Below are 21,996 nucleotides of genomic sequence, written 5' to 3'. Positions count from 1 at the left end.
TTTTTTGGGGTTTTATCATGGACTTTAACGGCTTACTCAACTACATGGTAGAGAAAAAGGCCTCGGATCTGTTCATCACAGCCGATGTTGAACCCTCTATCAAAATTAATGGTCAGATTGTACCGATTGGCTCGGTGAAATTACCGGGCGCGGCTGTGGGACAGCTACTTAACTCGATCATGACCGAGAAGCAGCGCAAGGAATTTGCTGACACACGCGAATGTAACTTCGCCATCAGCAACCCGGACAAATCAGCACGTTTCCGTGTCAGCGCTTTTCAGCAACGCGATCAGCCAGGCATGGTATTGCGCCGTATTGAAACCGTCATTCCGACTATGGATGAGCTGAAGTTACCGCCTATTCTAAAAGAACTGGCGATGACCAAACGCGGAATCATTATTTTTGTGGGTGCAACCGGTACAGGTAAATCGACTTCCCTCGCCTCTTTGATTGGTTACCGTAATGAAAATTCCAAAGGTCATATCATTACTATTGAAGACCCGATCGAATTTGTGCACCAGCATAAGGGTTGTATCATTACTCAGCGCGAAGTCGGTATTGATACCGACTCCTTTGAAGTGGCATTGAAAAATACCTTACGTCAGGCACCAGACGTGATTCTGATCGGTGAGATCCGTTCTCGCGAAACCATGGACTATGCGATTGCCTTTGCAGAAACTGGTCACCTGGTTTTTGCGACCCTGCACGCCAACAACGCCAACCAGGCCATCGACCGCATCATTCACTTCTTCGAAGCCGACCGTCACAGCCAGCTGTTTATGGATCTGTCCCTAAACATGAAAGCCATTGTGGCACAGCAGCTAATTCCAACTATCGATGGCAATGGCCGCCGTGCAGCGATTGAAATCCTGATCAATTCGCCATTGATTGCGGATCTGATCCGTAAAGGTGATGTGCATGAGATCAAGGATCTGATGAAGCGTTCACGCGAACTGGGCATGCAAACCTTCGACCAGGCGCTATATGACCTGTATAAGGCCAAGCAGATTAGCTATAAAGATGCACTAAAACATGCCGACTCACCAAACGACCTGCGTCTGCAAATCAAACTGTCAGAAGAAGGTGGCGAGCATTTATTACGTGCGCATTCCAATATCACTTTTGATGGTCAAACCTGATCATTTTCAAAGCATAAAAAAAACAGGCTTTTAATAAAGCCTGTTTTTATTTCAGCCTAAAGCTGAATTATTTCTTACGGTAAGCTTCCTGACATTCAGGCGCGTCACAATAACCGTAAAGATTAAGTGAATGACCAGTCAATGCAAAACCAAATTTCTTCGCAACCTCGTGCTGTTCATGTTCAATAACATCATTTGTAAATTCAACGACTTTGTTGCAATTTTGACAAACCAAGTGATCGTGATGATCTTCCTGCATAATTTCAAAAACTGAGTGATTATTTTCAAAATTATGACGCTCGATAATCCCTGCTGCCTCAAATTGTGTTAACACACGATACACAGTTGCAAGACCCACATCTTCCCCTTGTTCGAGTAAAGTCTTATAAATGTCTTCAGCGCTAAGGTGATGCCGTCTAGAGTTTTCTAATAGTTCTAATATTTTAATTCGTGGAAGGGTAACTTTCAGTCCAGCTTTTCGTAAATCTTGGTTTGAAATAGGCATGTAAAAAGGTCTCTCAACAAAATCAAAGTTGGAATAGGCAACAAAGTTTAGATGCAGTATGATCTATCCTTGGATCAAATGCATCATAATTAATTTGGGATAGTGTAGCAAAATGCAAAAAATCATGCTGACGTTATTCGTCACTTCATTGCTTGTCGGCTGTTCGACATTAGGTGTGTACAAAGTTGATATTCCTCAAGGAACACCTTTAACTCAAGCACAAGCCTCTAAAATTCAGGTAGGAATGAGCCACCAACAGGTGCGTTTCCTGCTCGGTAGTCCAACAGTATCTGATCCGCTCAATCCGCTACGCTGGGACTACATCTACAACTATACCCCAGGAACCTATGCTAAAAAAGCCAAGATCCCAGCAGCCCAAGGCCAGCATCTAAAAATTTACTTTAATCAGTCTGGTATCGTAGAGCGTATTGAAGGTCTGGAAACCATTCCAGAATCTCAGCCAGGTCTACCAGGTTCCAAAGAAGCGATCTTAAATGCCCCACCACTATAATCGGTTTTGCATAAAAAAACCCCTGTATGATCAGGGGTTTTTTTAATTAAATAGATTGATTTATCAAATAATCAGACCATCTGTTCAATAAAGCCACATTCCACTAATCTGAACGTTTATTTTGCTTGAAACGGTTACCTTTGGCATAACGACCCACCGGATTCTTTTCAGCGCGCTTACGGCGGATATCCTTGGGATTAATGGTTAAAGCACGATAAATCTCTACCCGATCTCCTGCTGCCAATGGCTGGGTATGATCCTGTAGCTTAACGCCAAAAATGCCCAGACTCAGAGGTTCAGGCAATTCTACCCGTGCACGGATGCCACTTTGCTCAATCGCATCCAATGCAGTCATGCCGGGCTGGAAAGGTACGGCAATATGAAACTGTTGTTCCGGGGTAGCATAGGCCACCCAGATCATTGCCTCAGTCATCAGAAAAATTGTCCTAGTACAGCAACAATCGCCAGAATAATTGATACTGGCAAGACAATACGAACCGCAATACGCCAGATGTTATATACCGCTTCTGAGCTGAAGTTCATCGATTTACGCAAATGACTAATCTTCATGATCCAGCCAGCAAACAAGGCATAAATCAGACTGATCACCAGCCCCCAAAGAATCAGCAGATTATTGAAAATTGGAGCAACATTTGGAATTAACCAGACTAAGGTGGCAGCGATCACAATTGCCCACTGAATGATGATATTCATTTGGCGTTGCTGTAACTGCTCACGTGCCATTTGCATAAGCAAAGCAGCGGCCGCGACAATGGCTGCGATTAAAGCAAATGCAGGGATTTCAGCTTTCACTGCAAAGAAACCAAAGGCGATGATCGCTAATAGCTGCGCGACCCAAATCGGTAAAGCAGTTTTAGTCGCAACATCCTGCTGTTTTACGATAGCCAGGCTTGATTGCCAATATAGCCCCATACCCAGACCACTTGCTACCAAAGCCAATACAGTGGCATTGCCCCACTCTACGAATTGGACGGGTGTTACCTGCCAAGCCGGTAATTCAGTTCCTATCACATTCGCCATAATCAAAGATGCAAGCACACCGATCGCAGTAATCCCGACCAGAATTAAACGTGGTACCAGCGATAAAACAAATGCAGCAATTGCCAGCACCGCAAAAATCACTGGCTGCTGAACATCAAGATTGGCAACTGCAATCACATTAGAAACATGATTGAGCATCGCACCCGCAAGGAACGGAATAAATACAACTGCCAGCCAGCCGACGATACGCCAGCGCTGAGAACTATCAGCTTCACGGGTAAGGCTCGACAATGCCTGTAATGCAGTGGTTTTTGAGCGTTTCGCCAGAGCAATTTCCAGATAACAGACTGGAAGAGCCAGTATTAGCATGGTCGCTAACCACAACATCCAGAAATCAAGCTGACGGTCAATCTGAATACCTGTTATCGGTGCGAGTGTCGCAATAATAAGAAAGGATAAACAGAAAGCCATCAGAGGCGATAACCATTTTGACATAGCATTGTCCTGCATGATGTATTCCTATAAAAATCTAGCGCTATTTTGCCTTGTGAGGCGATGAAAATCAAAAACAAAAAAGCAAACCACCATGCCCGTGATTTGCTGCGCAAATTTATTATTAAGCTTTATTTTTTATTTTCCCGATTTGTCTTTATTTTAAGAACAATCGAGTTATGAGAAGAAACGGGCAAACCAGTTTTTACCCTTTTTCTTTTCTTTATCTTTAATGATTCCCATCATATTTTCTTTTACCGCACCGACATAATCCGCGTCATCGTGCTGAATATGATTGATCAGCCATTTAGATAATACTTCATGTAATTCCGCTTCAATAGATTGGCCCAATTCAAAACGGTCACGATAAGATTCAATCTTTTTAATAAACAGGTCATGCACACGTTTATGCGGCACACGATATTTATAGCCCGCTTCTTCCTGGAGTGATTCTTCAAAGGTAAAATGCGACTGGGTATAATCAATAATATTTTCTAGAATCTGTTTAATACGAGCACGATCGGTATTGGCATCAATTCCATCAATCTCATTGATATAATCGAGAATTCGTTTGTGCTGATCGTCAATCACATCGATACCAGTATTATAATCTGGAACCCATTTCATTTTCATTACGACCACCTATTGATATTAATGATTTATCGCTTGAAAAAGATCATATATCTAATTGATTTAAATAAAAATGAAGTAAATCGGTTGGTTTTCAGTTTATTTTCTATTTAATTAATGTAAATCATTGTTTATCCAGTCAATTATATTTTAAACCCGACCACAAGAATAAAGTATTTTTTGATCGATTTTATATTTCATGGTTTATTTATTTTAATGATTTCACTATAAAATAAATATCAAATTCAAAAAAAAACAGGAGCGATATCCTGTTTTTTAATATCGAATTTTAACCAGATTTAATATAAATCTGCTTTAGTCACCCGTTTTAGCGAAGGATTCAGACGCTCTCGTTCCAGACGGGCGACATGGGTCAATTGGGAACGATATTTGGCCCCATCTCTGAACAAAATCATTTCACCCTCCTGAAAGGCTGTCCATTCTTCATTCTGCGTTAGCGGCTCTGTGGTAATCACAGCGACCCGATCTTCAGGCGTGGTGACCTGACTAAAATCCACTTCAACTTCGATATCAATCAGTTGAGCTGGCTTAAATGGATATTCACGAACCAGCCAATGCAGTTTAGTCGTTGCATAGGTAAATAATGCCTGACCATTGGACAGACAGAAATTAAAAGTGCCATGCTCTGCAATGGATGGAGAAATCTCAGCCAGCAAATCAAAGACCTGATCCAGCTTCGGTTCATCATAACCAAAACGTTTCACCAGCTGATCCAGCAAATAACAGAAAGCACGCTCACTATCAGTGTTACCGACTGGCGTAAAACGTCCCGAAAGTTCAGGTAAAAAATCTTTTAAATCACCATTATGAGCAAAGATCCATTGTCGTCCCCATAATTCACGGCTAAACGGATGCGAATTTTCCAGATTAATCTTGCCCTGTGTAGCCTTACGGATATGCGCAATTACATTACGGGATTTGATCGGATAATTACGCACCAATTCTGCAATCGGTGATTCAACAGCTGACTGATTATCAACAAATAATCGGCAGGCCTTATCCTCAAAGAAAGCAATTCCAAAACCATCAGAATGATCTGAGGTAATCCCCGCCCGCTGAGAAAAACCTCGAAATGAAAAGGTAATATCTGTTGGTGTCGCACAATTCATTCCCAGTAGCTGGCACATAATCTTCATTCAGGTCACAGAGTATTCTTAAGGTTATTGTGCATCACAGGCTGAACCTTTTCAAATCTCGATCATTGCAATGCTATGCGCTAAAAATGCTAATAAACTATTTTTTTATATTTAATTTAGCAAAAGGAGTTTCAGTTTTAAAGCTCAGCTTAAAAATGCATATCTTAAATTTAACTTTAATATTTATAGTGATCAAAATATTAAAATAAAAGAAATAAAAAAGAGCCTCAAGTGAGACTCTTTGATATTCAATTTATCTTTATGGACGATGTGGATTAGAACGATTGGTAATTAAAGTTCCCACACCATGATCAGTAAAGATTTCTAACAGGCTGGCATGTGGTACGCGACCATCCACGATATGTGCACTGATCACGCCGCCTTTTACTGCGTCAAGCGCACAGCCGACTTTAGGAATCATGCCGCCATAGATCACACCTGTTTCGATCAGACGATCAACCTCCTGAGTCGTTAAACCGGTCAGCAGATTTTTATTTTCGTCGAGCACACCGGTAATATTCGTCAGAAGAATCAGTTTTTCTGCCCCTAATGCTTCTGCCACTTTACCCGCGACTAGATCGGCATTGATATTGTAGGTATTGCCTTCTTCATCGACACCGAGTGGTGCAATCACTGGAATGAAGTCACTGTTGGTAAACATTTCCAGTACGTCAGTTTTTACACCCACCACTTCACCGACCATACCCAGGTCTACTTTCTGGATTGAACCGTCTTCAGCCGTCTTTTCCATTAATAGCTTTTTGGCACGCAGCAAGTTGCCATCTTTACCAGTTAGACCAATTGCACGACCACCATGTTTGTTGATCAGGTTCACAATTGATTTGTTTACGCTACCGCCTAGAACCATCTCAACCACTTCCATGGTTGCCGGATCTGTCACACGCATACCGTCAATACGGTCAGATTCACGACCTAGCTGTTTCAGCATAGAATCTACTTGTGGACCACCGCCGTGTACCACAATCGGGTTCAAACCCACGGTTTTTAATAAAACGATATCACGTGCAAAAGAGCTTTCCAGCTCAGGATCCGTCATCGCGTTGCCACCGTATTTTACCACCAGGGTTTTACCCGCAAAGCGTTGGATATACGGCAAAGCTTCAGTCAAAATTTGTGCTTTGTCGATGCCTGTATGCTGATTTGGCATTCGCCTCTCCTTATTGAGCATCTAAAATGTCTTGAGCGATCTGTGGATAACGGTCACGCAACATGGATACAAACAGATGTCGAATTTCATTCAGGCCCTGTGCATCATTGGCATCAAAGCGCACCGTGAAATATTCACCTGTATTGGATGCTCGAATGATGCCAAAACCATCATCAAAATCAAGACGTATCCCGTCAATTTTACTGATTTGTGCATTTAATTGCGTAGATTGCTGCTCAACAAAGTTTAAAAGCTCAGCAGGCTGCACCTGATGAGTGGAAATATATAAGTCTTCTGTTCCATGACGTTTTGGATAAGCACGCAAGGCTTCACTTAAAGTTACACCTTTCTGGTCCAGATATTCCATGACCCGAAGCGCCGCATAAAGACCGTCATCATAGCCCCAGCCACGTCCGTCATTAAAAACATAATGCCCCGCATATTCACCACCAAAAATGGCCTGATGCTGGGACTGTGCCAGATATTTTCGCAGGAATGAGCTGCCAGTACGAATCATCACCGGTTTTCCGCCCAGGCGTTGAACTGTATCGCGAATCAGGGTTGAACATTTAACGTCATAAACAAACTGACATGCTTCTGTGCCAGTCATACAAATTTCTGCGAATAAACAGAGAAGCTGATCAGCACTAATAATGACACCCTGCTCATCCACCAATACCAACCGGTCCCCATCACCATCTAGGGCAATACCCAGATCCGCCTGCTGTTGCATGACAACCTGACGCAAGGTTTGTAAATGTGCTTCCTGAGAAGGATCAGGCGCATGATCAGGAAAATGCCCATTGGCTTCACAACGTAAGGCGGTAACTTCACAACCTAGTTTTTGCAGTACCAAGTTGGCACAGCGTCCTGCTGAACCGTTCAGACCATCCAGCACCACTTTAAAAGGACGCTTCAGCTGAATATCTTCAAGCATTTCCTGCTGATATTGCAGACAAAATTCGGGAATAATTTGGTGAGGCAAATCATTCAAACACGATAAAGAACTATTTACATGAAGTTTTGCTTTTTGTGCGACCTGCTGAATCATCTCGGGACAAGGCGGCTCCCCTGCAATAATCCATTTAATTCCATTATCTTCTTTAGGATTATGGCTGGCCGTGACCATCACACCATTACCATCAAACTGACGCGCTGTGTAGTACAGCATCGGACTGGAACAACAGCCGATAATGGCGGCTTCAATAGCATAGTCCTGAAAAATACAGCGTATGGTTTCAGCAAAAGCCGGACTGCTGATTCGGGCATCATAGCCAATCGCAACCCGAGTCTGTCCCGCAGCTTGATATTGCTGAGCCAGACCATGCGCAATAGCATCAATCACACCTGTACTGAGTAAACTGACTTTACCCCGGATATCGTAGGCACGAAAAATGTGAGCCGGAAAGGGTTGATTCATGGATCCCATAAACTGTTCTTTTCACTATTGAATATAAGGAGATAAAATAATGATTAAGCAATCATCATGACTTTAAACATTTGTTTTTGTTTTAAGACTCTGTATTTTTATATGAATTGAATGTGACAATCAATTATAAAAGTATAATTATTAATCTTTTATGTATTTAATTTGTATAACTAGTAAAATAAATAAACCCAACTAAAAATGATTTCTTGCATTATTTATCACCTATTTTCTTAAATTCTAAATGATTTTATTTTTCTATTTAAATGATACTAAAAATTTATTTAAATATTTTTCATTAAAATTAAATTCAAGAATAAAGTTTATTAAATAGCTCTGTCATTTTTTTATTATTTTTATGATTAAAACGGCTTTGTTGCACAAACCTATCTGTAAAGGCTTTTTCAGCGATATAATTTTCAAATGAAGAAGCCTACACATAAAATCTACCGCACAACCAATTGGCCCGCATATAACCGAGTACTCATGAGTCGCGGAAATATTGCCATTTGGTTTGATCCTGCTACGCAATGGTATGCTCCATCAAAAGGCAAACAAGGGCGAAATCAAACCTACTCCGACGCAGCTATCCAATGCTGCTTAATGATTAAATCCTTATTCCGTCTATCTTTACGTATGGTCACTGGCTTTGTGCAAAGTCTGATTGAACTTTGCGGATTAAATTGGACCGCACCAGATTACAGTACGCTTTGTAGAAGACAAAAGCATATTGATATTGCAATCAGCTACCAAAAAAGTAGCGAGGGGCTGCATCTACTTGTAGACTCTACAGGCATGAAGTTTCTAGGTGAGGGCGAATGGAAACGCAAGAAACATGGAGCTGAATATCGTCGCCAATGGCGTAAACTACATATTGGTATAGATGCCAAAACCCTACAAATACGCGCTATTCAGCTCACAACCAATAATGTCAGTGATTCACAGGTGCTTGGTGATTTACTTAATCAGATTCCACAAGATGAGCAGATTGACTCTGTTTATACCGATGGAGCTTATGACACCAAGCAATGCCGTCAGGTCATTGCAGATCGGCAAGCACATGCGGTGATTCCACCTAGAAAAAATGCGAAACCATGGAAAGATAGAAAGAGTAGCTCGCTAGAGCGAAATGAATTACTTCGAACAGTTAAACGTTTAGGCAGGACATTATGGAAAAAATGGTCAGGCTATCATCGCCGCAGTTTGGTGGAAACCAAGATGCATTGCATCAAATTATTAGGCGATAAATTAATGGCAAGAAGCTTTCCTAGTCAGGTGAATGAAATTCATGCACGTGTAGCAGTCCTCAACCGATTTACGGAATTAGGTCGACCACTTACCCAAATTACGCCTTAAATTTGGCTCAATTAGGGGCGCTTTGCATTTCAAATCTTTGTGCAACAAAGCCGATTAAAACTACAAAAAAATGACTTAACCCAGAACATCTAAGTTAAGTCATCCTTTAATTTTAGTTTTTACCAGTATGACCGAAACCGCCCGCGCCACGCTCGGTTGCTTCAAACTCATTCACCAGATCAAACTCAGCCTGTACCACAGGGACTAATACATATTGGGCTAAACGCTCACCAGGTTCCAGGCTAAATGCAGTCTGACTGCGGTTCCATACAGAAACCATCAGTTCGCCTTGGTAATCTGAATCGATCAAGCCAACCAAGTTACCTAAAACGATACCATGTTTATGACCCAAACCAGAACGTGGCAAGATCAAGCCAGCAAATGCTGGATCTTCAATATAAATCGCCAAGCCAGTTTTCACTAAAATCGTTTGCCCTGGTTCAATCACAGTCGTTTCGTTGACACATGCACGAAGATCGAGTCCTGCTGAGCCAGTCGTTGCATAAGTCGGCAATGGCCATTCCTGACCCAGACGTGAATCAAGGACTTTCACCTGAACTTTCATGTATTTATTCCTGTTGTTTAATATCAAAAAATTTAAAGAATCAAAATCGTAGCGTTCTGTTACTTTTACCGTTTAATCAAGGCACGTAAATTATCCAGATAATGCTGAGCCTGCTGTTTTGGGTCGATATTACCAGCCAGTTTTTTCTTGCGGCCTAACCATTCCAGTTCATCTTCTGGAAGCTCATCCAGAAAGCGGCTTGGGGTCATCTGTTTCATCTGACCACCCGCCTTACGTTGCTCAGCCAAGGTAATAGTCAAGCCCTGACGCGCACGGGTAATTCCCACGTACATTAGACGGCGTTCTTCCTCGACTGTTTCCGCAGCAATCGAGTTTTTATGCGGCAGAATTTCTTCTTCCAGTCCAATTAAGTAGACATAAGGAAATTCCAGACCCTTGGATGCATGCAAAGTCAGCAAGTTTACCTTATCGGTATCTTCCTCTTCCTGCTGCTGTTCCAGCATATCGAGAAGCACCATCTTACGAATAACACTTTCGATATTTTTTTCATCAACATCTTCTGCACGATTAATCAGGCTCTGAATACTGCTATACAGCACTTCAATATTATCAAGCTTGGTTTTTTCCTGTGCCGGAGTCGCTGCGGATTCCTTGATATAGTCAATATAGCCTGCTTCAACCATCATCTGACGGATTATTGGTACGGGTTCATCATCTTCCAGCAAGTTACGGGTAAAGTTATTAATAAAATCTGAAAATTCTGCCAGTTGTGTGGTTGCTTTCTTTGGAATCGCCATCGTCAGCCGCTGATCGCCTGCCGCTGACAGTAGAGACAGATTATTTTCCTGGGCAAACAGACCGAGTTTTTCCAGCGTCACCGGGCCAATGGCACGTTTCGGCGTATTAATAATCCGCAGGAAGGCACTGTCATCTTCCGGGTTAATGATCAGACGCAGGTAACTCATGATGTCCTTGATCTCTGCACGCGCAAAGAAAGACTGGCCACCTGAAAGTTTGTAAGGAATCTGCATCTGGCGCAACTGGGTTTCCAGAATACGCGCCTGGAAATTACCTCGGTACAAAATCGCGTAATCTTTCCAGTTTTTACCATTCATCAGCTTATGCGTGATCAGGTCTTTTACCACGCGTTCTGCTTCATCGTCGTCATTACGGCAGGTGATGACACGGATCACTTCACCATGACCTTTGTCCGACCAGAGTTTTTTATCGAAGATATGTGGGTTGTTGCCAATCACCGTATTCGCTGCTTTTAGAATCCGGCTGGTTGAGCGATAGTTTTGTTCCAGTTTGATCACTTTCAGATTTGGGAAATCCTGCTGTAACAACGCCATGTTTTCCGGCTTGGCTCCACGCCAGGCGTAAATCGACTGGTCATCATCACCTACTGCAGTAAACTGGCCCATCACACCAACCAGTAGTTTTACCAAAATATACTGAGCGGTGTTGGTATCCTGATATTCGTCCACTAATAAGTAACGCACACGGTTCTGCCATTTATCGCGCACTTCCGCATTTTCTTGCAACAGGCGCGTTGGCATCACAATCAGGTCATCAAAGTCGACAGCGTTATAGGCACGCAGGTTACGCTCATACAGCTGATAGAGATGTGCAAACTGAACATCTTCAGGGGTTTCACAGGTGGTATGGGCTTGCTCTGGCGGAATCAGATCGTTTTTCCAATCTGAAATCATCTTCATCGCTTTGGCGATTAATTCCTTACTTTCTGCACCCGACAAGTTATCGCGGTGCATCAGGTCCATCAGAATACGTTTGCAGTCATCTGCATCCAGAATCGAGAAATTATTTTTTAGCGGTGTATGTTTCAGCTCTAGACGTAATAAATTCAGACCAAAAGTATGGAAGGTCGATACTGATAACCCCTTACCTTCTTCACGTGTAAGTAATTTACCCACACGCTCTTTCATTTCACGCGCAGCTTTATTAGTAAAGGTCATGGCAGTAATACGATGTGCCGGGATGCCACAATGCTTAACCAAGTAGGCGATTTTTCTTGTGATTACTGAAGTCTTACCCGAACCCGCACCGGCAAGCACTAACAAGGGTCCTTGAGTGTATTTCATGGCTTCAAGTTGCTTGTCATTTAACTGACTGGCGAGTGACATAGTGCTTCCTCTTCTAGATTCGGCTCCGATTATAGTCGGCTCAAGCTCACTTGCCTAATTGAAAATTCATTTTCCTGCGTCATATTTCAGACATAAAAAAACCACCCGAAGGTGGTCTTTTTCGCAATTCAGATCTTACTGAACAGCATATACCGCGATTTCTACACGACGGTTTTGTTCTTTACCAGCAGCAGTTGTGTTGTCTGCGATTGGGTTAGCTGAACCAAGACCTTGTGCATTGATACGAGTACGTGCAATGCCTTGACCAGCAAGGTAGTTTGCAACAGATTGCGCACGTGCTTGAGACAATGGAATGTTGATTGAGTCATTACCAGTGCTATCTGTATAACCAGTTACCAAAATACCGCTTTGGCTGTCTTCAGTCAGAACTTGAGCAACTTTGTTCAATGTTGCATAGAAGTTTGGTTTGATGTTTGACTTGTTAGTGTCAAATGTAATCGCACCAGGCATTACCAGGTTGATTGAACCATCTGGATTACGGTTAACGTCTACGCCTGTACCCGCAGTAGCCTGACGTAATTTTTTCTCTTTATTGTCAAGATAAACACCAGCAGCACCACCTACAATTGCACCAATTGCAGCTGCACGGTTGTTTTGACGGCTAGTATTGGCATTACTTTTAGAAATACCATAACCTGCAGCAGCACCAATTACTGTACCCAAAGCTGTTTTGTCGTACTCAACACCACCCAGGTTATTGCCAGTAGTTTGACAACCTGTAAGTGCTACTGCCCCTGCTACAGCTGCTGAAATTAATAGTGCACGCATTGCATGCCTCCTTTGTAGTGTAATTTGTATCTTAGATCAGATAATGATTTAAAAATAATGGGATAACCATTGAATTTTTGTTAATAATAAATCTTTTAGTAATATTTTGTAATGTTTATGTGTAACCAATTTCCTGAATTTCATCATAGTTTCTTCATAGTTTAACGATCAGACTTTCCTATTCGCTCAACTCCCTCTATATTGTTCAAAATGTGATGAAATTTAGACGATTATTCTCTGGGACTGTTTTTATATGTCATCTAAAAGCAAGCAACAAACGACTTTAAAAAAACTTACCCGTGGCCTCACGGTGACATCCGTCATGACTGGCAGTACTTTTTTCCATGGGCCACCCGTACTGGCTTTGGGGCTGACCAAACTTTTTAAGAAATCTTCTAAGATTGATGAAACCAATATCAAGATTACCAATAGCTGGTTAAGCGTAAATAACTGGCTGATTGACAATGTCCTGAAAAATACCAAATGGCAAATCAGCATTGACGAATCTCTGGATCTGAACATGCAGGGTCGTTATTTAATGACCTGTAATCATCAGAGCTGGGTGGATACCACGGTAAATCAGTATTTCGGTTTAACGCGTATGCCTCTCACCCGCTTCTTTACAAAATGGGAACTAATTTTTATTCCATTTGTAGGTCAAGCCTTTAAAATTCTGGGCTTCCCGATGATGAAACGGCATAGCAAGGAACAGATTGCCAAAAACCCTGCCCTGAAATACCGGGATATGGAAGAAGCACGCAAGGCATGTGAACAACTGGTTAGCCAGCCATTTACCTTGCTGAACTATTTGGAAGGCACGCGCTTTACCTCCGAAAAGCATGAACAGCAAAAATCGCCTTATAAGCATTTGTTGAAGCCTAAGGCAGGCGGTCTTGCGCTGGCACTGAACATCCTGGGGGACAAAATTGATGCACTGGTGGATATGACTATTGTTTATCCTGACGGTGTGCCAGGTTATGGGGAATTCTGGTTAGGCGAAGTTCCGCGTATTGCCGTGAACTTAAGAAAAATTGACATTCCGGACTGGGTACTCGGCGGCAATTATGAAGATGATGCAGATTACCGTGCACGTTTCCAGCAATGGGTAGACCAGATCTGGACTGAAAAAGACCAATTAATTGAGCAAATGCAGCAGAATCTGATTTCCGCTTCTGCCTGACATTTGCCAGAGAGACTATGAAGAACGACAACCCGGACCTCGTGTCCAGCTCATTTAAGTTTATTCGCAAAGGTACCTGGGGCTGGAAAATTGCACTGATTTACGACATTTTCATGATGGTTGTCATCATCATCAATTTGTTCTGTCTCTGTGCCAATGCCATTCTGATGAGCGATTTTGGGCACTGGTTGTTTGATTTCATTCGTCTGCCTGATGTCCTGCAGTTTTATAAAAGTGAATTACGTCCCTGGGTAGTGATTACCGAGGGATGGTTTACCACCTTCCTGATTATTGAACTCATCGTTCGCTGGTTCATTGCCATTATTATGCGCCACCATGCCCGCTGGTGGTTCTTTCCCTTTGTGCACTGGTATGAAATTTTATCCATCATCCCCCAGCTACGTTTTTTGCGTTTGTTACGTGCAGTCGCGATTGGCTACAACCTACATAGCCATGGATACAAAGTCATACCCGCAAGCTGGTACAGACGGGGCAATTTCTACTATAACCTGCTGATGGAAGAACTTTCGAGCCGTGTAGTATTGACGGTACTGGATGGCATTAAACGTGAACTCAGCACCAGCACATCACATAAACAATTAATTGATGATTTGGTGGAACATCACCGTAAATTACTGGCTGTTGCTTTGGCAGATATCTTGCAAGAGTCTTTGGGCAAGGAATTACAGGCACAGCGCTTCATGATTTCAAAAAATGTCGGGCAAGTCGTCAATCAGGCCATTGAAGATACACCTGAACTCACCCAGCTTCTGCGTCTGATTCCCATTGTAGGCGGGCGGCTGGAACGTCAGATCCAGAGTATTGGTCAACGTCTGGGAGAAAATATCACCCAAGGTCTGATCGATCCTTTTACACATAACGGATCACAAGAAAACCCGACTTTTGCCATGATTTCAGATAAGATTAGCCAGATTCAGATTGAACATAATCCACATATTGATAAATTGGTCGAATCGGCTGTTTTTGAGACACTTGAAGCCATTCAAAAACAGGTCAAAGTGAAACAGTGGCAACAGATTTTAGAAGAACACGAACAAAATCAGGGCTCAATCGATAGATAAGTTTTCATTTGTGGAATCGGCTAAGATAAGTGGATTCTATTCGTATAAAAAAATAACTTGGATCGCTAGAGAATTAACGAAATTTGTTCTAGGATTTGCACTATTTACAACATTGCTTCGACATAAAACAGCAAGTCAGAAGTATTAAGGAAAAATTATGGCTGACATACGGATAAAAGGCAGAATGGTCAATGCGCTACGCATTAGCCTCGATACCAATGATCATGATGCAATCCGCCAGCAACTGAAACCAAAATTACAAGCGGCTTTTCCGCCAGGCACATTGGCGGTGATTGAAAGTTCAGTCGACCAGGAACTGATTGCCCTGATCCAGTTACTGATTGATCTCGAAGTTCAGCCTATGGCAGTGACTGAAGGGATTCTGGGTGATCAGGCTCGTGCGATTCAGTTCCCTGTTCTGCCACCCGACCGTCAGTTGCAAGAAATTAAGGCGACCAAAGAACAGGTCGTGGAAGTCAAACCCGAATCTGCTGCTGACGATGAAAAAGCTGATGCAGCACCGATTGTTGCGCATGTGACTTCTTATCACGATGAAATTCTGCGCACCGGCCAATGCATTGTGCAGAATCAGGGTGACATTATTATTACGGCTGGAATAAACAGTGGTTCAGAAGTGATTGCTTCAGGCAATATCCATATTTATGGCAGCGCGCGTGGCCGTGTAATTGCAGGCGCAGGTGGCAATACTGCAGCGCGTATTTTCTGCCATGCGCTGGAAGCAGAACTGATTTCTATTGCAGGTACTTACTGTGTGGCCGACGACATTCCACCGAATGTTGTGAAAAAACCCGTGCATATTTACTTGAATGATCAACAAGAGCTTGTATTTGAAGCTCTACAATTTTAATGTATAAATAAACACCAAAAACCCCATTTTATAGGGGATTTGAACCATAACAGGAGTGGATTCGGTGGCGAAAATTGTTGTCGTAACATCAGGCAAAGGTGGCGTAGGTAAGACTACAACAAGTGCATCTTTTGCAACAGGTTTAGCCCTACGTGGCCACAAAACTGTGGTAATCGATTTTGATGTAGGCTTGCGTAACCTTGATTTGATTATGGGCTGTGAACGCCGTGTAGTATATGATTTTGTAAATGTTCTCAATAACGAAGCACGATTACAACAAGCACTGATTCGCGATAAAGATATTGAAAATTTATATATTTTACCTGCTTCACAAACACGTGATAAAGATGCTTTAACTGATGAAGGCGTAGAACGTGTAATGGATGAGCTTTCACAGGAATTTGATTATATCGTGTGTGACTCACCTGCAGGTATTGAACGTGGTGCCATTTTAGCCATGTACCATGCAGATGAAGCCATCATTGTGACTAACCCTGAAATTTCTTCAGTACGTGACTCTGACCGCATCATTGGCATGTTAGATAGTAAAACTAAAAAAGTAGAACAAAACGAAGGTCGCATCCGTAAACACCTGTGCATTACCCGTTTCAATCCGGAACGTGCCGATAAACAGGAAATGTTAACGATTGACGATATTTCTAAAGATATTTTACGTGTTCCAACCTTAGGTGTTATTCCTGAGTGTCCAAGCGTTCTACAGGCATCGAATGAAGGTAAACCAGTGATTCACTTTACCGAATCTGCCGCGGGTCAGGCTTATGATGACCTTGTAGCACGTTTCCTGGGTGAAGAGCGTCCTTACCGTCATATCGAAGTAAAACCTAAGGGCTGGTTAGCACGATTATTTGGAGCGTAAACATGGCTGGATTCTGGAGTAAACTTTTTAGTAGCGAGGATAAACCATCAAGCGCACAAACCGCGAAAGACCGTTTGAAAGTCATTGTTGCTTCTGAACAGGGTTTGGGGCGCCGTTTGAGTCAGGATAAAATTGACCAGATGAAGACAGAAATCATGCAAGTGGTAAATCGCTACGTCCGCGGGGTTGATGAACAGCACATTCAGATGCAGGTACGTTCTGAAGCAAATATTGAAATGCTTGAAATGAATATCAATTTACCTGAAGAGCGATAATCTGAATTTTGATTAGTCAAGTAAATTGATTCAAGGCAAAATATGAGCCTCAACAAAGCGCCGCTTTGTTGAGACGCAAGACAAGAAGCTTGGCTTCGCGTAGGCTTGATAGTAATTACTATTTTACCTAGTCTCAAAACGTGAAGTGATCCTTCGAATGGCCAAAGTGCATGATAAGACTTTGCCTCTTGCGAACTCATATTTTGCCTTTTTTCATGCCGAAGAATTACATCAAGGAGATTGCGATGGCATTATCTCAACCAGCGACCTTTAACGAAGAATGGTCAGATGAGCGTGTATATGCCTACCTGAATCAGCTTCCTCCTGCAGGCGTCAATGCAGATTTCCATGTGCTTTATCATGCATTCAAGCATATGCGCCCTTTTGACTATGAGCGCCTGCTAACCAAATTTGTCGCAGACGGTCGCGATCTTAACGCCACCAATCCGGAAGGACAGCGCATTCATGACGTGATTGCCACTTATCCGCGTCAAAGTGCCGAGTTCCTGGCAGTATTAGAAAAATTTGCATAAGTCAAAATGCATAAAAAAGCCTGCTTAAAGCAGGCTCTTTTTAATCGCTAGAGATTCTGGATTTAAACCAGGATCTCACGCTTACCATTGGCACCCATCGAGCTGACAATGCCATTTTCTTCCATCTGGTCAATGATTCGTGCAGCACGGTTATAACCTAGACTGAACTTACGCTGTAAAGATGAAGTTGATGCTTTGCGGGTTTCCAAAACAAAAGCCACACACTGATCATACAGCGCATCTCGATCTGATCCACCATCTCCACCATCCTCAAAGCCGCGACTAGACGGTTCTTCATCAAATGGGGTCAGGATCTCATCCACATAGTTTGGTGCACCACGTTCACGCCATGCATCACAGATCCGGTTCACTTCATCATCGGCAATAAAGGCACCGTGTACACGCTCCGGCTCAATTTTACCCGGGCCAAGGAATAGCATGTCACCATGACCAAGCAGGTCTTCTGCACCACCTGCATCGAGAATGGTACGTGAGTCAATTTTCGAGTTCACACGAAGTGCGACACGTGTTGGAATATTGGCTTTGATCAGACCGGTGATCACATCTACCGATGGACGTTGAGTCGCCAGTAACAGGTGAATACCGGCAGCACGGGATTTCTGTGCCAGACGGGTAATCATTTCTTCGGCTTTTTTACCGACCTGCATGATCATATCCGCAAACTCATCCGCCACAATTACAATCGATGGTAATGGCGTTAAGCGTGGTGCGCGTTCACCTGCGACTGATTCACTCGCTTTCCAGGTTGGATCAAATAGCTCTTCACCATTGGCAAGCGCCTCTTCTACCTTACGGTTATAGTCGCTGAGCTTACGGATTTTCAGGAAAGACATCAGTTTGTAACGACGTTCCATTTCATTGACACACCAGTTCAAGGCACTGACCGCATCTTTCATATCGGTCACAACTGGGGTTAACAGGTGTGGAATATCGTTATAGTTGGCCAATTCAAGCTGTTTTGGATCGATCAGGATTAGGCGTAACTGGTCTGGTGTGTACTTCAATAACATCGATAGAATCATTGAGTTAACCGCTACCGATTTACCAGAACCTGTAGTCCCTGCCACCAGCATATGCGGTGCTTTGCCTAGTTCAGTAATTACCGGATTGCCCGAAATATCCTTACCCATGGCCATCGACAAAATGCCATCGGGATCATTGAATTTTGGAATCTGTACCAGTTCAATCAAACGCACCATTTCACGGCTGCTGTTCGGAACCTCAATCCCGATATAAGGCTTACCTGGAATGACTTCGACTACACGTACTGAAGCCATTGACATCGAACGGGCCAAGTCACGTGAAATATTAGTGACTTTGGAAGCTTTCACACCAGGCGCAAGGTCCAGTTCAAAACGTGTCACGACTGGGCCTGGTTGAGCCTCGACCACTTTGGCTTTAACGTTAAATTCCTGAAGTTTGATTTCCAGAAGTTCTGATAAACGGGATAATTGCTCTTCAGTGAAATTCACTTTTTTGTTCGGATCAACTTTATCCAGCAATTCCAGACCCGGCAATGGTGACAGGTCTTTACGGCGCTCAGCGACCTGCATGGCGCGCGACATTGGACGTCCAGCGGCATCCGTCAATGGCGCATCGAAATCAAACTCGTCTTCATCCTGAGGCTTACCGGCAGTTTCATGCCAAGCTTCAATAAATTCTTCTTTGGACAATGCTTCCCGAACTGCTGCATTAGTCGCTGCGGTTTGAGCTGTTGTCTCTACACGCTGAATCGGTGCCTGAACAAAAGCAGAAGACTGGGCATAGCTTGACGCACGTACAGGTGCGGGTTTTGGCTCATCGGCTTCAACAAGCAAGTCGTCCAGATCATCAAAATCTGCTTCCAGGCTGGTATTTTTAATCGCATGTGCAGCCATGAGCGGAACAGCAGCAGTGGAACTGACCGTTCCAGCATTTTCTACAATTCGAAGGGATTTTTCAGCTGCTGCTGAATTAAACGGACTATGCACATCCGTTGCTGTTTTACCTTGCGGAACTGCGGCCAATAACTCATCAAAAATTTCATCATCATCCCAATCCAGATTATTCTTAGCTGTAGCGGATGATGTCACTTCATGAGCACTATGATTCGTTGGTGCAGCTGCAAATGCGTCAGGAGAAAAGTCAGCTTGCTCTTCTTCTGCAGCTTTAAGTAAGGCATCGATATCCTGCTTGTGACGCTGGTCTTCATTGGAATGTAACGCACGCCACACCTCCCCTGTTGCCACCACACGATCCGGCTCTGCTGTTCGCGGTGCTTGTTCCTGAACAGGTTCTGCAACTGATGTCTGTACAGTTTCAGAAATATCTTCTTCATAGTGGTGAGGCTGGTGCGATTCTTTATCTGCAAAATCCTCAAACAGGCGTTCAGCGACATGATCACGAACCACAGGATCGACTTCTACCAGATCATGTTCAGGTGCGGCAGTGACCGGTACTGTCACTTTTTTGGCAGCTGCTTTTACCGCTTCTTTTTTCATTACAGGCGCAGTACGGTCAAAATCCGACATACCTTCTGGCACATTACGGTAGAACAGATCTTGCAGATAAGCAGGCGTTGCCTTGAGACTGCTCCAGGTCTTGTTCCATTTCACACCAAATGCCAAGGTAAACAGAACTACCCAAAGCACCAGCAAGAAAAAAGCTGCACCATAGACAGTTAGTAATTGTTCAAGACTTTGGCCCAGCTCATAGCCAATAATGCCGCCTGAAGAATTATCCAGCGTATCGGCTGGAACTTGCCAGAACAGAAACAGCAACGCCGATGTAGTCAATAACAGGAAGAATTGGGCAGCATAACGGAATGGGCGGTTCAGGAAGCTGCGCGGCCACCAGACCTGGATTGCTTCCATAAACAGATACACAGGGATCAGCAGGCTTGCCCAACCGAGAAAACCAAATAACAGGTCTGAAATCCAGGCCCCCGCAACCCCACTCGCATTTGAAACTGTCTGCGTATCACTAGAGATATGCATCCACCCCGGATCAAATGGTGTATAGGTCACTGTTGCAAGAAACAGATAAATCCCAAATGAGACTAAAAATAATGTCATTACTAAGCGCTGTGCATAGGCACTCGACACCGCTGTCATATACTGTCCTGTAACCAATTCTTCATGAATATTCTTTTGCTGGTATGCTTCAAAAAAAGCGTCGCAATAAAATGCATATTATGCACCTGTTGCATCAAAAAAGATGCATTATTGTGTACTTCTTCTATATAGCCCAAATCGATTTCGATGATCAATAATATCGACTTTAATCTCACACCACTGTTATACAGTTTCACGTATAATTCAATAAATTTCTAAATAAAAAAGGATACAGCGAATGAGCGCACGTCACTCACGACTGATTATTTTAGGTTCTGGCCCTGCTGGCTATAGCGCAGCAGTCTATGCAGCGCGTGCAAACTTAAAACCGACCCTGATTGCAGGTCTGCAACTGGGTGGTCAATTAACCACAACGACTGAAGTAGATAACTGGCCTGGCGATCCTGAAGGTCTGACTGGTCCAGCTTTAATGGAACGTATGCAGGCTCATGCAGAACGTTTTGGTACTGAAATTGTTTATGATCATATCAATGAAGTTGACCTTAACGTTCGTCCATTCCTCCTGAAAGGCGATATGGAAGAGTTCACTTGTGATGCCCTGATCATTTGTACTGGTGCAACTGCGCAATACCTGGGTCTGGAATCAGAAGCTGCATTTATGGGTCAAGGCGTGAGCGCATGTGCAACCTGTGACGGTTTCTTCTATAAAGAGCAAAAAGTCATGGTTGTGGGCGGTGGTAATACTGCTGTTGAAGAAGCGTTATATCTCTCTAACATCGCTTCTCATGTGACTCTGGTTCATCGTCGTGACACGTTGCGTTCTGAAAAAATCCTGCAAAACCATCTTTTTGAAAAAGAAAAAGAAGGCAAAATCAGCATTATCTGGAATCATCAGGTAGAAGAAGTGTTGGGTGATACCACTGGCGTCACTGCGGTACGTTTAAAATCAACTCAAGATGATTCAACTCAGGATGTTGAAGTTTCAGGTCTGTTTGTTGCTATTGGTCATAAACCAAATAGCACCATGTTCGAAGGCCAGCTAGAACTGCGTGATGGCTATATTCAGGTACAAAGCGGTACAGCGGGTAATGCCACTCAGACCTCTATCCCGGGTGTATTTGCTGCAGGCGATATCGCAGACAGCATCTACCGTCAGGCGATTACCTCTGCAGGTTCAGGCTGTATGGCGGCATTGGATGCAGAAAAATATCTCGACGCAATGGGTAAATTAGACTAAGCATCGAAAATAAAAAGACCGTCCA

21 protein-coding genes are annotated in these 21,996 nt (G+C 43.2%); 10 read left to right on the top strand and 11 right to left on the bottom strand.

Features of this window, described 5'->3' with window-relative positions:
- Positions 1 to 17: 17 nt before the first annotated feature.
- Positions 18 to 1,139 (top strand): PilT/PilU family type 4a pilus ATPase, encoded by a 1,122-nt coding sequence (locus tag AC4MBN_RS03200; RefSeq protein ID WP_004783234.1) that lies wholly within the window; start codon positions 18 to 20, stop codon positions 1,137 to 1,139.
- Positions 1,140 to 1,206: 67 nt separating this feature from the next.
- Here the strand turns inward: AC4MBN_RS03200 and fur are convergent, their stop codons facing one another.
- Positions 1,207 to 1,644, bottom strand: coding sequence for a ferric iron uptake transcriptional regulator (gene fur / locus AC4MBN_RS03195; RefSeq protein WP_004783237.1), 438 nt, complete (start codon positions 1,642 to 1,644; stop codon positions 1,207 to 1,209).
- A 112-nt stretch (positions 1,645 to 1,756) separates the two neighbouring features.
- Here fur and AC4MBN_RS03190 point away from each other — a divergent pair, with 112 nt between their 5' ends.
- On the top strand, positions 1,757 to 2,155 hold the full coding sequence (locus AC4MBN_RS03190; RefSeq protein WP_004783238.1) for an outer membrane protein assembly factor BamE: 399 nt from the start codon (positions 1,757 to 1,759) through the stop codon (positions 2,153 to 2,155).
- Between the two features lie 103 nt (positions 2,156 to 2,258).
- Here the strand turns inward: AC4MBN_RS03190 and AC4MBN_RS03185 are convergent, their stop codons facing one another.
- The 6 genes from AC4MBN_RS03185 to AC4MBN_RS03160 form a co-directional block, all read right to left on the bottom strand.
- Positions 2,259 to 2,588 (bottom strand): RnfH family protein, encoded by a 330-nt coding sequence (locus tag AC4MBN_RS03185; RefSeq protein ID WP_491880642.1) that lies wholly within the window; start codon positions 2,586 to 2,588, stop codon positions 2,259 to 2,261.
- Positions 2,588 to 3,667, bottom strand: coding sequence for a hypothetical protein (locus AC4MBN_RS03180; RefSeq protein WP_491880641.1), 1,080 nt, complete (start codon positions 3,665 to 3,667; stop codon positions 2,588 to 2,590). The genes AC4MBN_RS03185 and AC4MBN_RS03180 overlap by 1 nt, the downstream gene beginning before the upstream one ends.
- A 159-nt stretch (positions 3,668 to 3,826) precedes the next feature.
- On the bottom strand, positions 3,827 to 4,282 hold the full coding sequence (locus tag AC4MBN_RS03175) for a bacteriohemerythrin (protein ID WP_004783243.1): 456 nt from the start codon (positions 4,280 to 4,282) through the stop codon (positions 3,827 to 3,829).
- Between the two features lie 296 nt (positions 4,283 to 4,578).
- Entirely contained in the window at positions 4,579 to 5,427 is an 849-nt protein-coding gene (locus AC4MBN_RS03170; protein ID WP_180179934.1) for a class II glutamine amidotransferase, read from the bottom strand.
- A 268-nt stretch (positions 5,428 to 5,695) separates the two neighbouring features.
- Positions 5,696 to 6,604, bottom strand: coding sequence for an acetylglutamate kinase (gene argB / locus AC4MBN_RS03165; RefSeq protein WP_159123314.1), 909 nt, complete (start codon positions 6,602 to 6,604; stop codon positions 5,696 to 5,698).
- A gap of 10 nt (positions 6,605 to 6,614) precedes the next feature.
- Positions 6,615 to 8,033 carry a phosphomannomutase/phosphoglucomutase gene (locus AC4MBN_RS03160; protein ID WP_419363085.1) on the bottom strand — a complete coding sequence of 473 codons (1,419 nt, stop codon included), beginning with the start codon at positions 8,031 to 8,033 and terminating at the stop codon, positions 6,615 to 6,617.
- A 420-nt stretch (positions 8,034 to 8,453) separates the two neighbouring features.
- Here AC4MBN_RS03160 and AC4MBN_RS03155 point away from each other — a divergent pair, with 420 nt between their 5' ends.
- On the top strand, positions 8,454 to 9,386 hold the full coding sequence (locus AC4MBN_RS03155) for an IS5-like element IS17 family transposase (protein ID WP_419365521.1): 933 nt from the start codon (positions 8,454 to 8,456) through the stop codon (positions 9,384 to 9,386).
- A 112-nt stretch (positions 9,387 to 9,498) separates the two neighbouring features.
- Here the strand turns inward: AC4MBN_RS03155 and dut are convergent, their stop codons facing one another.
- From dut to AC4MBN_RS03140, 3 genes are all read right to left on the bottom strand, one after another.
- Positions 9,499 to 9,951, bottom strand: a complete 453-nt coding sequence (gene dut / locus AC4MBN_RS03150; RefSeq protein ID WP_313483909.1) for a dUTP diphosphatase — start codon at positions 9,949 to 9,951, stop codon at positions 9,499 to 9,501.
- A gap of 65 nt (positions 9,952 to 10,016) precedes the next feature.
- Complete coding sequence (gene rep / locus AC4MBN_RS03145; RefSeq protein ID WP_491880640.1) at positions 10,017 to 12,056, bottom strand: DNA helicase Rep; 2,040 nt, start codon at positions 12,054 to 12,056, stop codon at positions 10,017 to 10,019.
- 135 nt (positions 12,057 to 12,191) lie between these two features.
- The gene (locus AC4MBN_RS03140; RefSeq protein WP_491880639.1) at positions 12,192 to 12,845 is read right to left on the bottom strand and encodes a YiaD family glycine zipper/OmpA-like lipoprotein; all 654 of its coding nucleotides are present in this window, start codon (positions 12,843 to 12,845) and stop codon (positions 12,192 to 12,194) included.
- A 253-nt stretch (positions 12,846 to 13,098) separates the two neighbouring features.
- Here AC4MBN_RS03140 and yihG point away from each other — a divergent pair, with 253 nt between their 5' ends.
- The 6 genes from yihG (at position 13,099) to AC4MBN_RS03110 (ending at position 17,660) form a co-directional block, all read left to right on the top strand.
- On the top strand, positions 13,099 to 14,025 hold the full coding sequence (yihG, locus tag AC4MBN_RS03135) for a 1-acylglycerol-3-phosphate O-acyltransferase, YihG family (RefSeq protein WP_491880638.1): 927 nt from the start codon (positions 13,099 to 13,101) through the stop codon (positions 14,023 to 14,025).
- A gap of 17 nt (positions 14,026 to 14,042) precedes the next feature.
- Entirely contained in the window at positions 14,043 to 15,107 is a 1,065-nt protein-coding gene (locus AC4MBN_RS03130; RefSeq protein ID WP_491876115.1) for a preprotein translocase subunit SecA, read from the top strand.
- 157 nt (positions 15,108 to 15,264) lie between these two features.
- Positions 15,265 to 15,975: a septum site-determining protein MinC gene (gene minC, locus AC4MBN_RS03125; RefSeq protein WP_286964631.1), complete on the top strand. Its 711-nt coding sequence runs from the start codon at positions 15,265 to 15,267 to the stop codon at positions 15,973 to 15,975.
- A gap of 64 nt (positions 15,976 to 16,039) precedes the next feature.
- A complete protein-coding gene (gene minD / locus AC4MBN_RS03120; RefSeq protein ID WP_166137968.1) occupies positions 16,040 to 16,852 on the top strand; it encodes a septum site-determining protein MinD in 813 nt (270 codons plus the stop codon).
- A 2-nt stretch (positions 16,853 to 16,854) separates the two neighbouring features.
- Positions 16,855 to 17,127, top strand: a complete 273-nt coding sequence (minE, locus tag AC4MBN_RS03115; RefSeq protein ID WP_004783265.1) for a cell division topological specificity factor MinE — start codon at positions 16,855 to 16,857, stop codon at positions 17,125 to 17,127.
- A gap of 245 nt (positions 17,128 to 17,372) precedes the next feature.
- Positions 17,373 to 17,660, top strand: a complete 288-nt coding sequence (locus tag AC4MBN_RS03110) for a PA4642 family protein (protein ID WP_004783267.1) — start codon at positions 17,373 to 17,375, stop codon at positions 17,658 to 17,660.
- A gap of 62 nt (positions 17,661 to 17,722) precedes the next feature.
- Here the strand turns inward: AC4MBN_RS03110 and AC4MBN_RS03105 are convergent, their stop codons facing one another.
- Positions 17,723 to 20,773 (bottom strand): DNA translocase FtsK, encoded by a 3,051-nt coding sequence (locus tag AC4MBN_RS03105; RefSeq protein ID WP_491880637.1) that lies wholly within the window; start codon positions 20,771 to 20,773, stop codon positions 17,723 to 17,725.
- Between the two features lie 238 nt (positions 20,774 to 21,011).
- Between AC4MBN_RS03105 and trxB the strand changes: the two genes are divergently transcribed.
- Positions 21,012 to 21,971: a thioredoxin-disulfide reductase gene (trxB, locus tag AC4MBN_RS03100; RefSeq protein WP_491880636.1), complete on the top strand. Its 960-nt coding sequence runs from the start codon at positions 21,012 to 21,014 to the stop codon at positions 21,969 to 21,971.
- The last annotated feature ends 25 nt before the right edge of the window (positions 21,972 to 21,996 follow it).

It is taken from the genome of Acinetobacter sp. CAU_H_60 (assembly GCF_058599385.1).
This window is presented reverse-complemented; position numbering and strand designations above follow the sequence as displayed.

What these genes read in the sequence shown, in the direction of transcription:
- AC4MBN_RS03130 (WP_491876115.1), top strand. Translation starts at nt 14,043, where the DNA reads ATGAAGAACGACAACCCGGACCTCGTGTCCAGCTCATTTAAGTTTATT.
- AC4MBN_RS03140 (WP_491880639.1), bottom strand. Translation starts at nt 12,845, where the DNA reads ATGCGTGCACTATTAATTTCAGCAGCTGTAGCAGGGGCAGTAGCACTT.
- minC (WP_286964631.1), top strand. Translation starts at nt 15,265, where the DNA reads ATGGCTGACATACGGATAAAAGGCAGAATGGTCAATGCGCTACGCATT.
- AC4MBN_RS03110 (WP_004783267.1), top strand. Translation starts at nt 17,373, where the DNA reads ATGGCATTATCTCAACCAGCGACCTTTAACGAAGAATGGTCAGATGAG.
- argB (WP_159123314.1), bottom strand. Translation starts at nt 6,604, where the DNA reads ATGCCAAATCAGCATACAGGCATCGACAAAGCACAAATTTTGACTGAA.
- AC4MBN_RS03185 (WP_491880642.1), bottom strand. Translation starts at nt 2,588, where the DNA reads ATGACTGAGGCAATGATCTGGGTGGCCTATGCTACCCCGGAACAACAG.
- AC4MBN_RS03160 (WP_419363085.1), bottom strand. Translation starts at nt 8,033, where the DNA reads ATGGGATCCATGAATCAACCCTTTCCGGCTCACATTTTTCGTGCCTAC.
- AC4MBN_RS03155 (WP_419365521.1), top strand. Translation starts at nt 8,454, where the DNA reads ATGAAGAAGCCTACACATAAAATCTACCGCACAACCAATTGGCCCGCA.
- AC4MBN_RS03200 (WP_004783234.1), top strand. Translation starts at nt 18, where the DNA reads ATGGACTTTAACGGCTTACTCAACTACATGGTAGAGAAAAAGGCCTCG.
- trxB (WP_491880636.1), top strand. Translation starts at nt 21,012, where the DNA reads ATGAGCGCACGTCACTCACGACTGATTATTTTAGGTTCTGGCCCTGCT.
- fur (WP_004783237.1), bottom strand. Translation starts at nt 1,644, where the DNA reads ATGCCTATTTCAAACCAAGATTTACGAAAAGCTGGACTGAAAGTTACC.
- yihG (WP_491880638.1), top strand. Translation starts at nt 13,099, where the DNA reads ATGTCATCTAAAAGCAAGCAACAAACGACTTTAAAAAAACTTACCCGT.
- AC4MBN_RS03105 (WP_491880637.1), bottom strand. Translation starts at nt 20,773, where the DNA reads ATGACAGCGGTGTCGAGTGCCTATGCACAGCGCTTAGTAATGACATTA.
- AC4MBN_RS03175 (WP_004783243.1), bottom strand. Translation starts at nt 4,282, where the DNA reads ATGAAAATGAAATGGGTTCCAGATTATAATACTGGTATCGATGTGATT.
- AC4MBN_RS03190 (WP_004783238.1), top strand. Translation starts at nt 1,757, where the DNA reads ATGCAAAAAATCATGCTGACGTTATTCGTCACTTCATTGCTTGTCGGC.
- AC4MBN_RS03180 (WP_491880641.1), bottom strand. Translation starts at nt 3,667, where the DNA reads ATGCAGGACAATGCTATGTCAAAATGGTTATCGCCTCTGATGGCTTTC.
- rep (WP_491880640.1), bottom strand. Translation starts at nt 12,056, where the DNA reads ATGTCACTCGCCAGTCAGTTAAATGACAAGCAACTTGAAGCCATGAAA.
- AC4MBN_RS03170 (WP_180179934.1), bottom strand. Translation starts at nt 5,427, where the DNA reads ATGTGCCAGCTACTGGGAATGAATTGTGCGACACCAACAGATATTACC.
- dut (WP_313483909.1), bottom strand. Translation starts at nt 9,951, where the DNA reads ATGAAAGTTCAGGTGAAAGTCCTTGATTCACGTCTGGGTCAGGAATGG.
- minE (WP_004783265.1), top strand. Translation starts at nt 16,855, where the DNA reads ATGGCTGGATTCTGGAGTAAACTTTTTAGTAGCGAGGATAAACCATCA.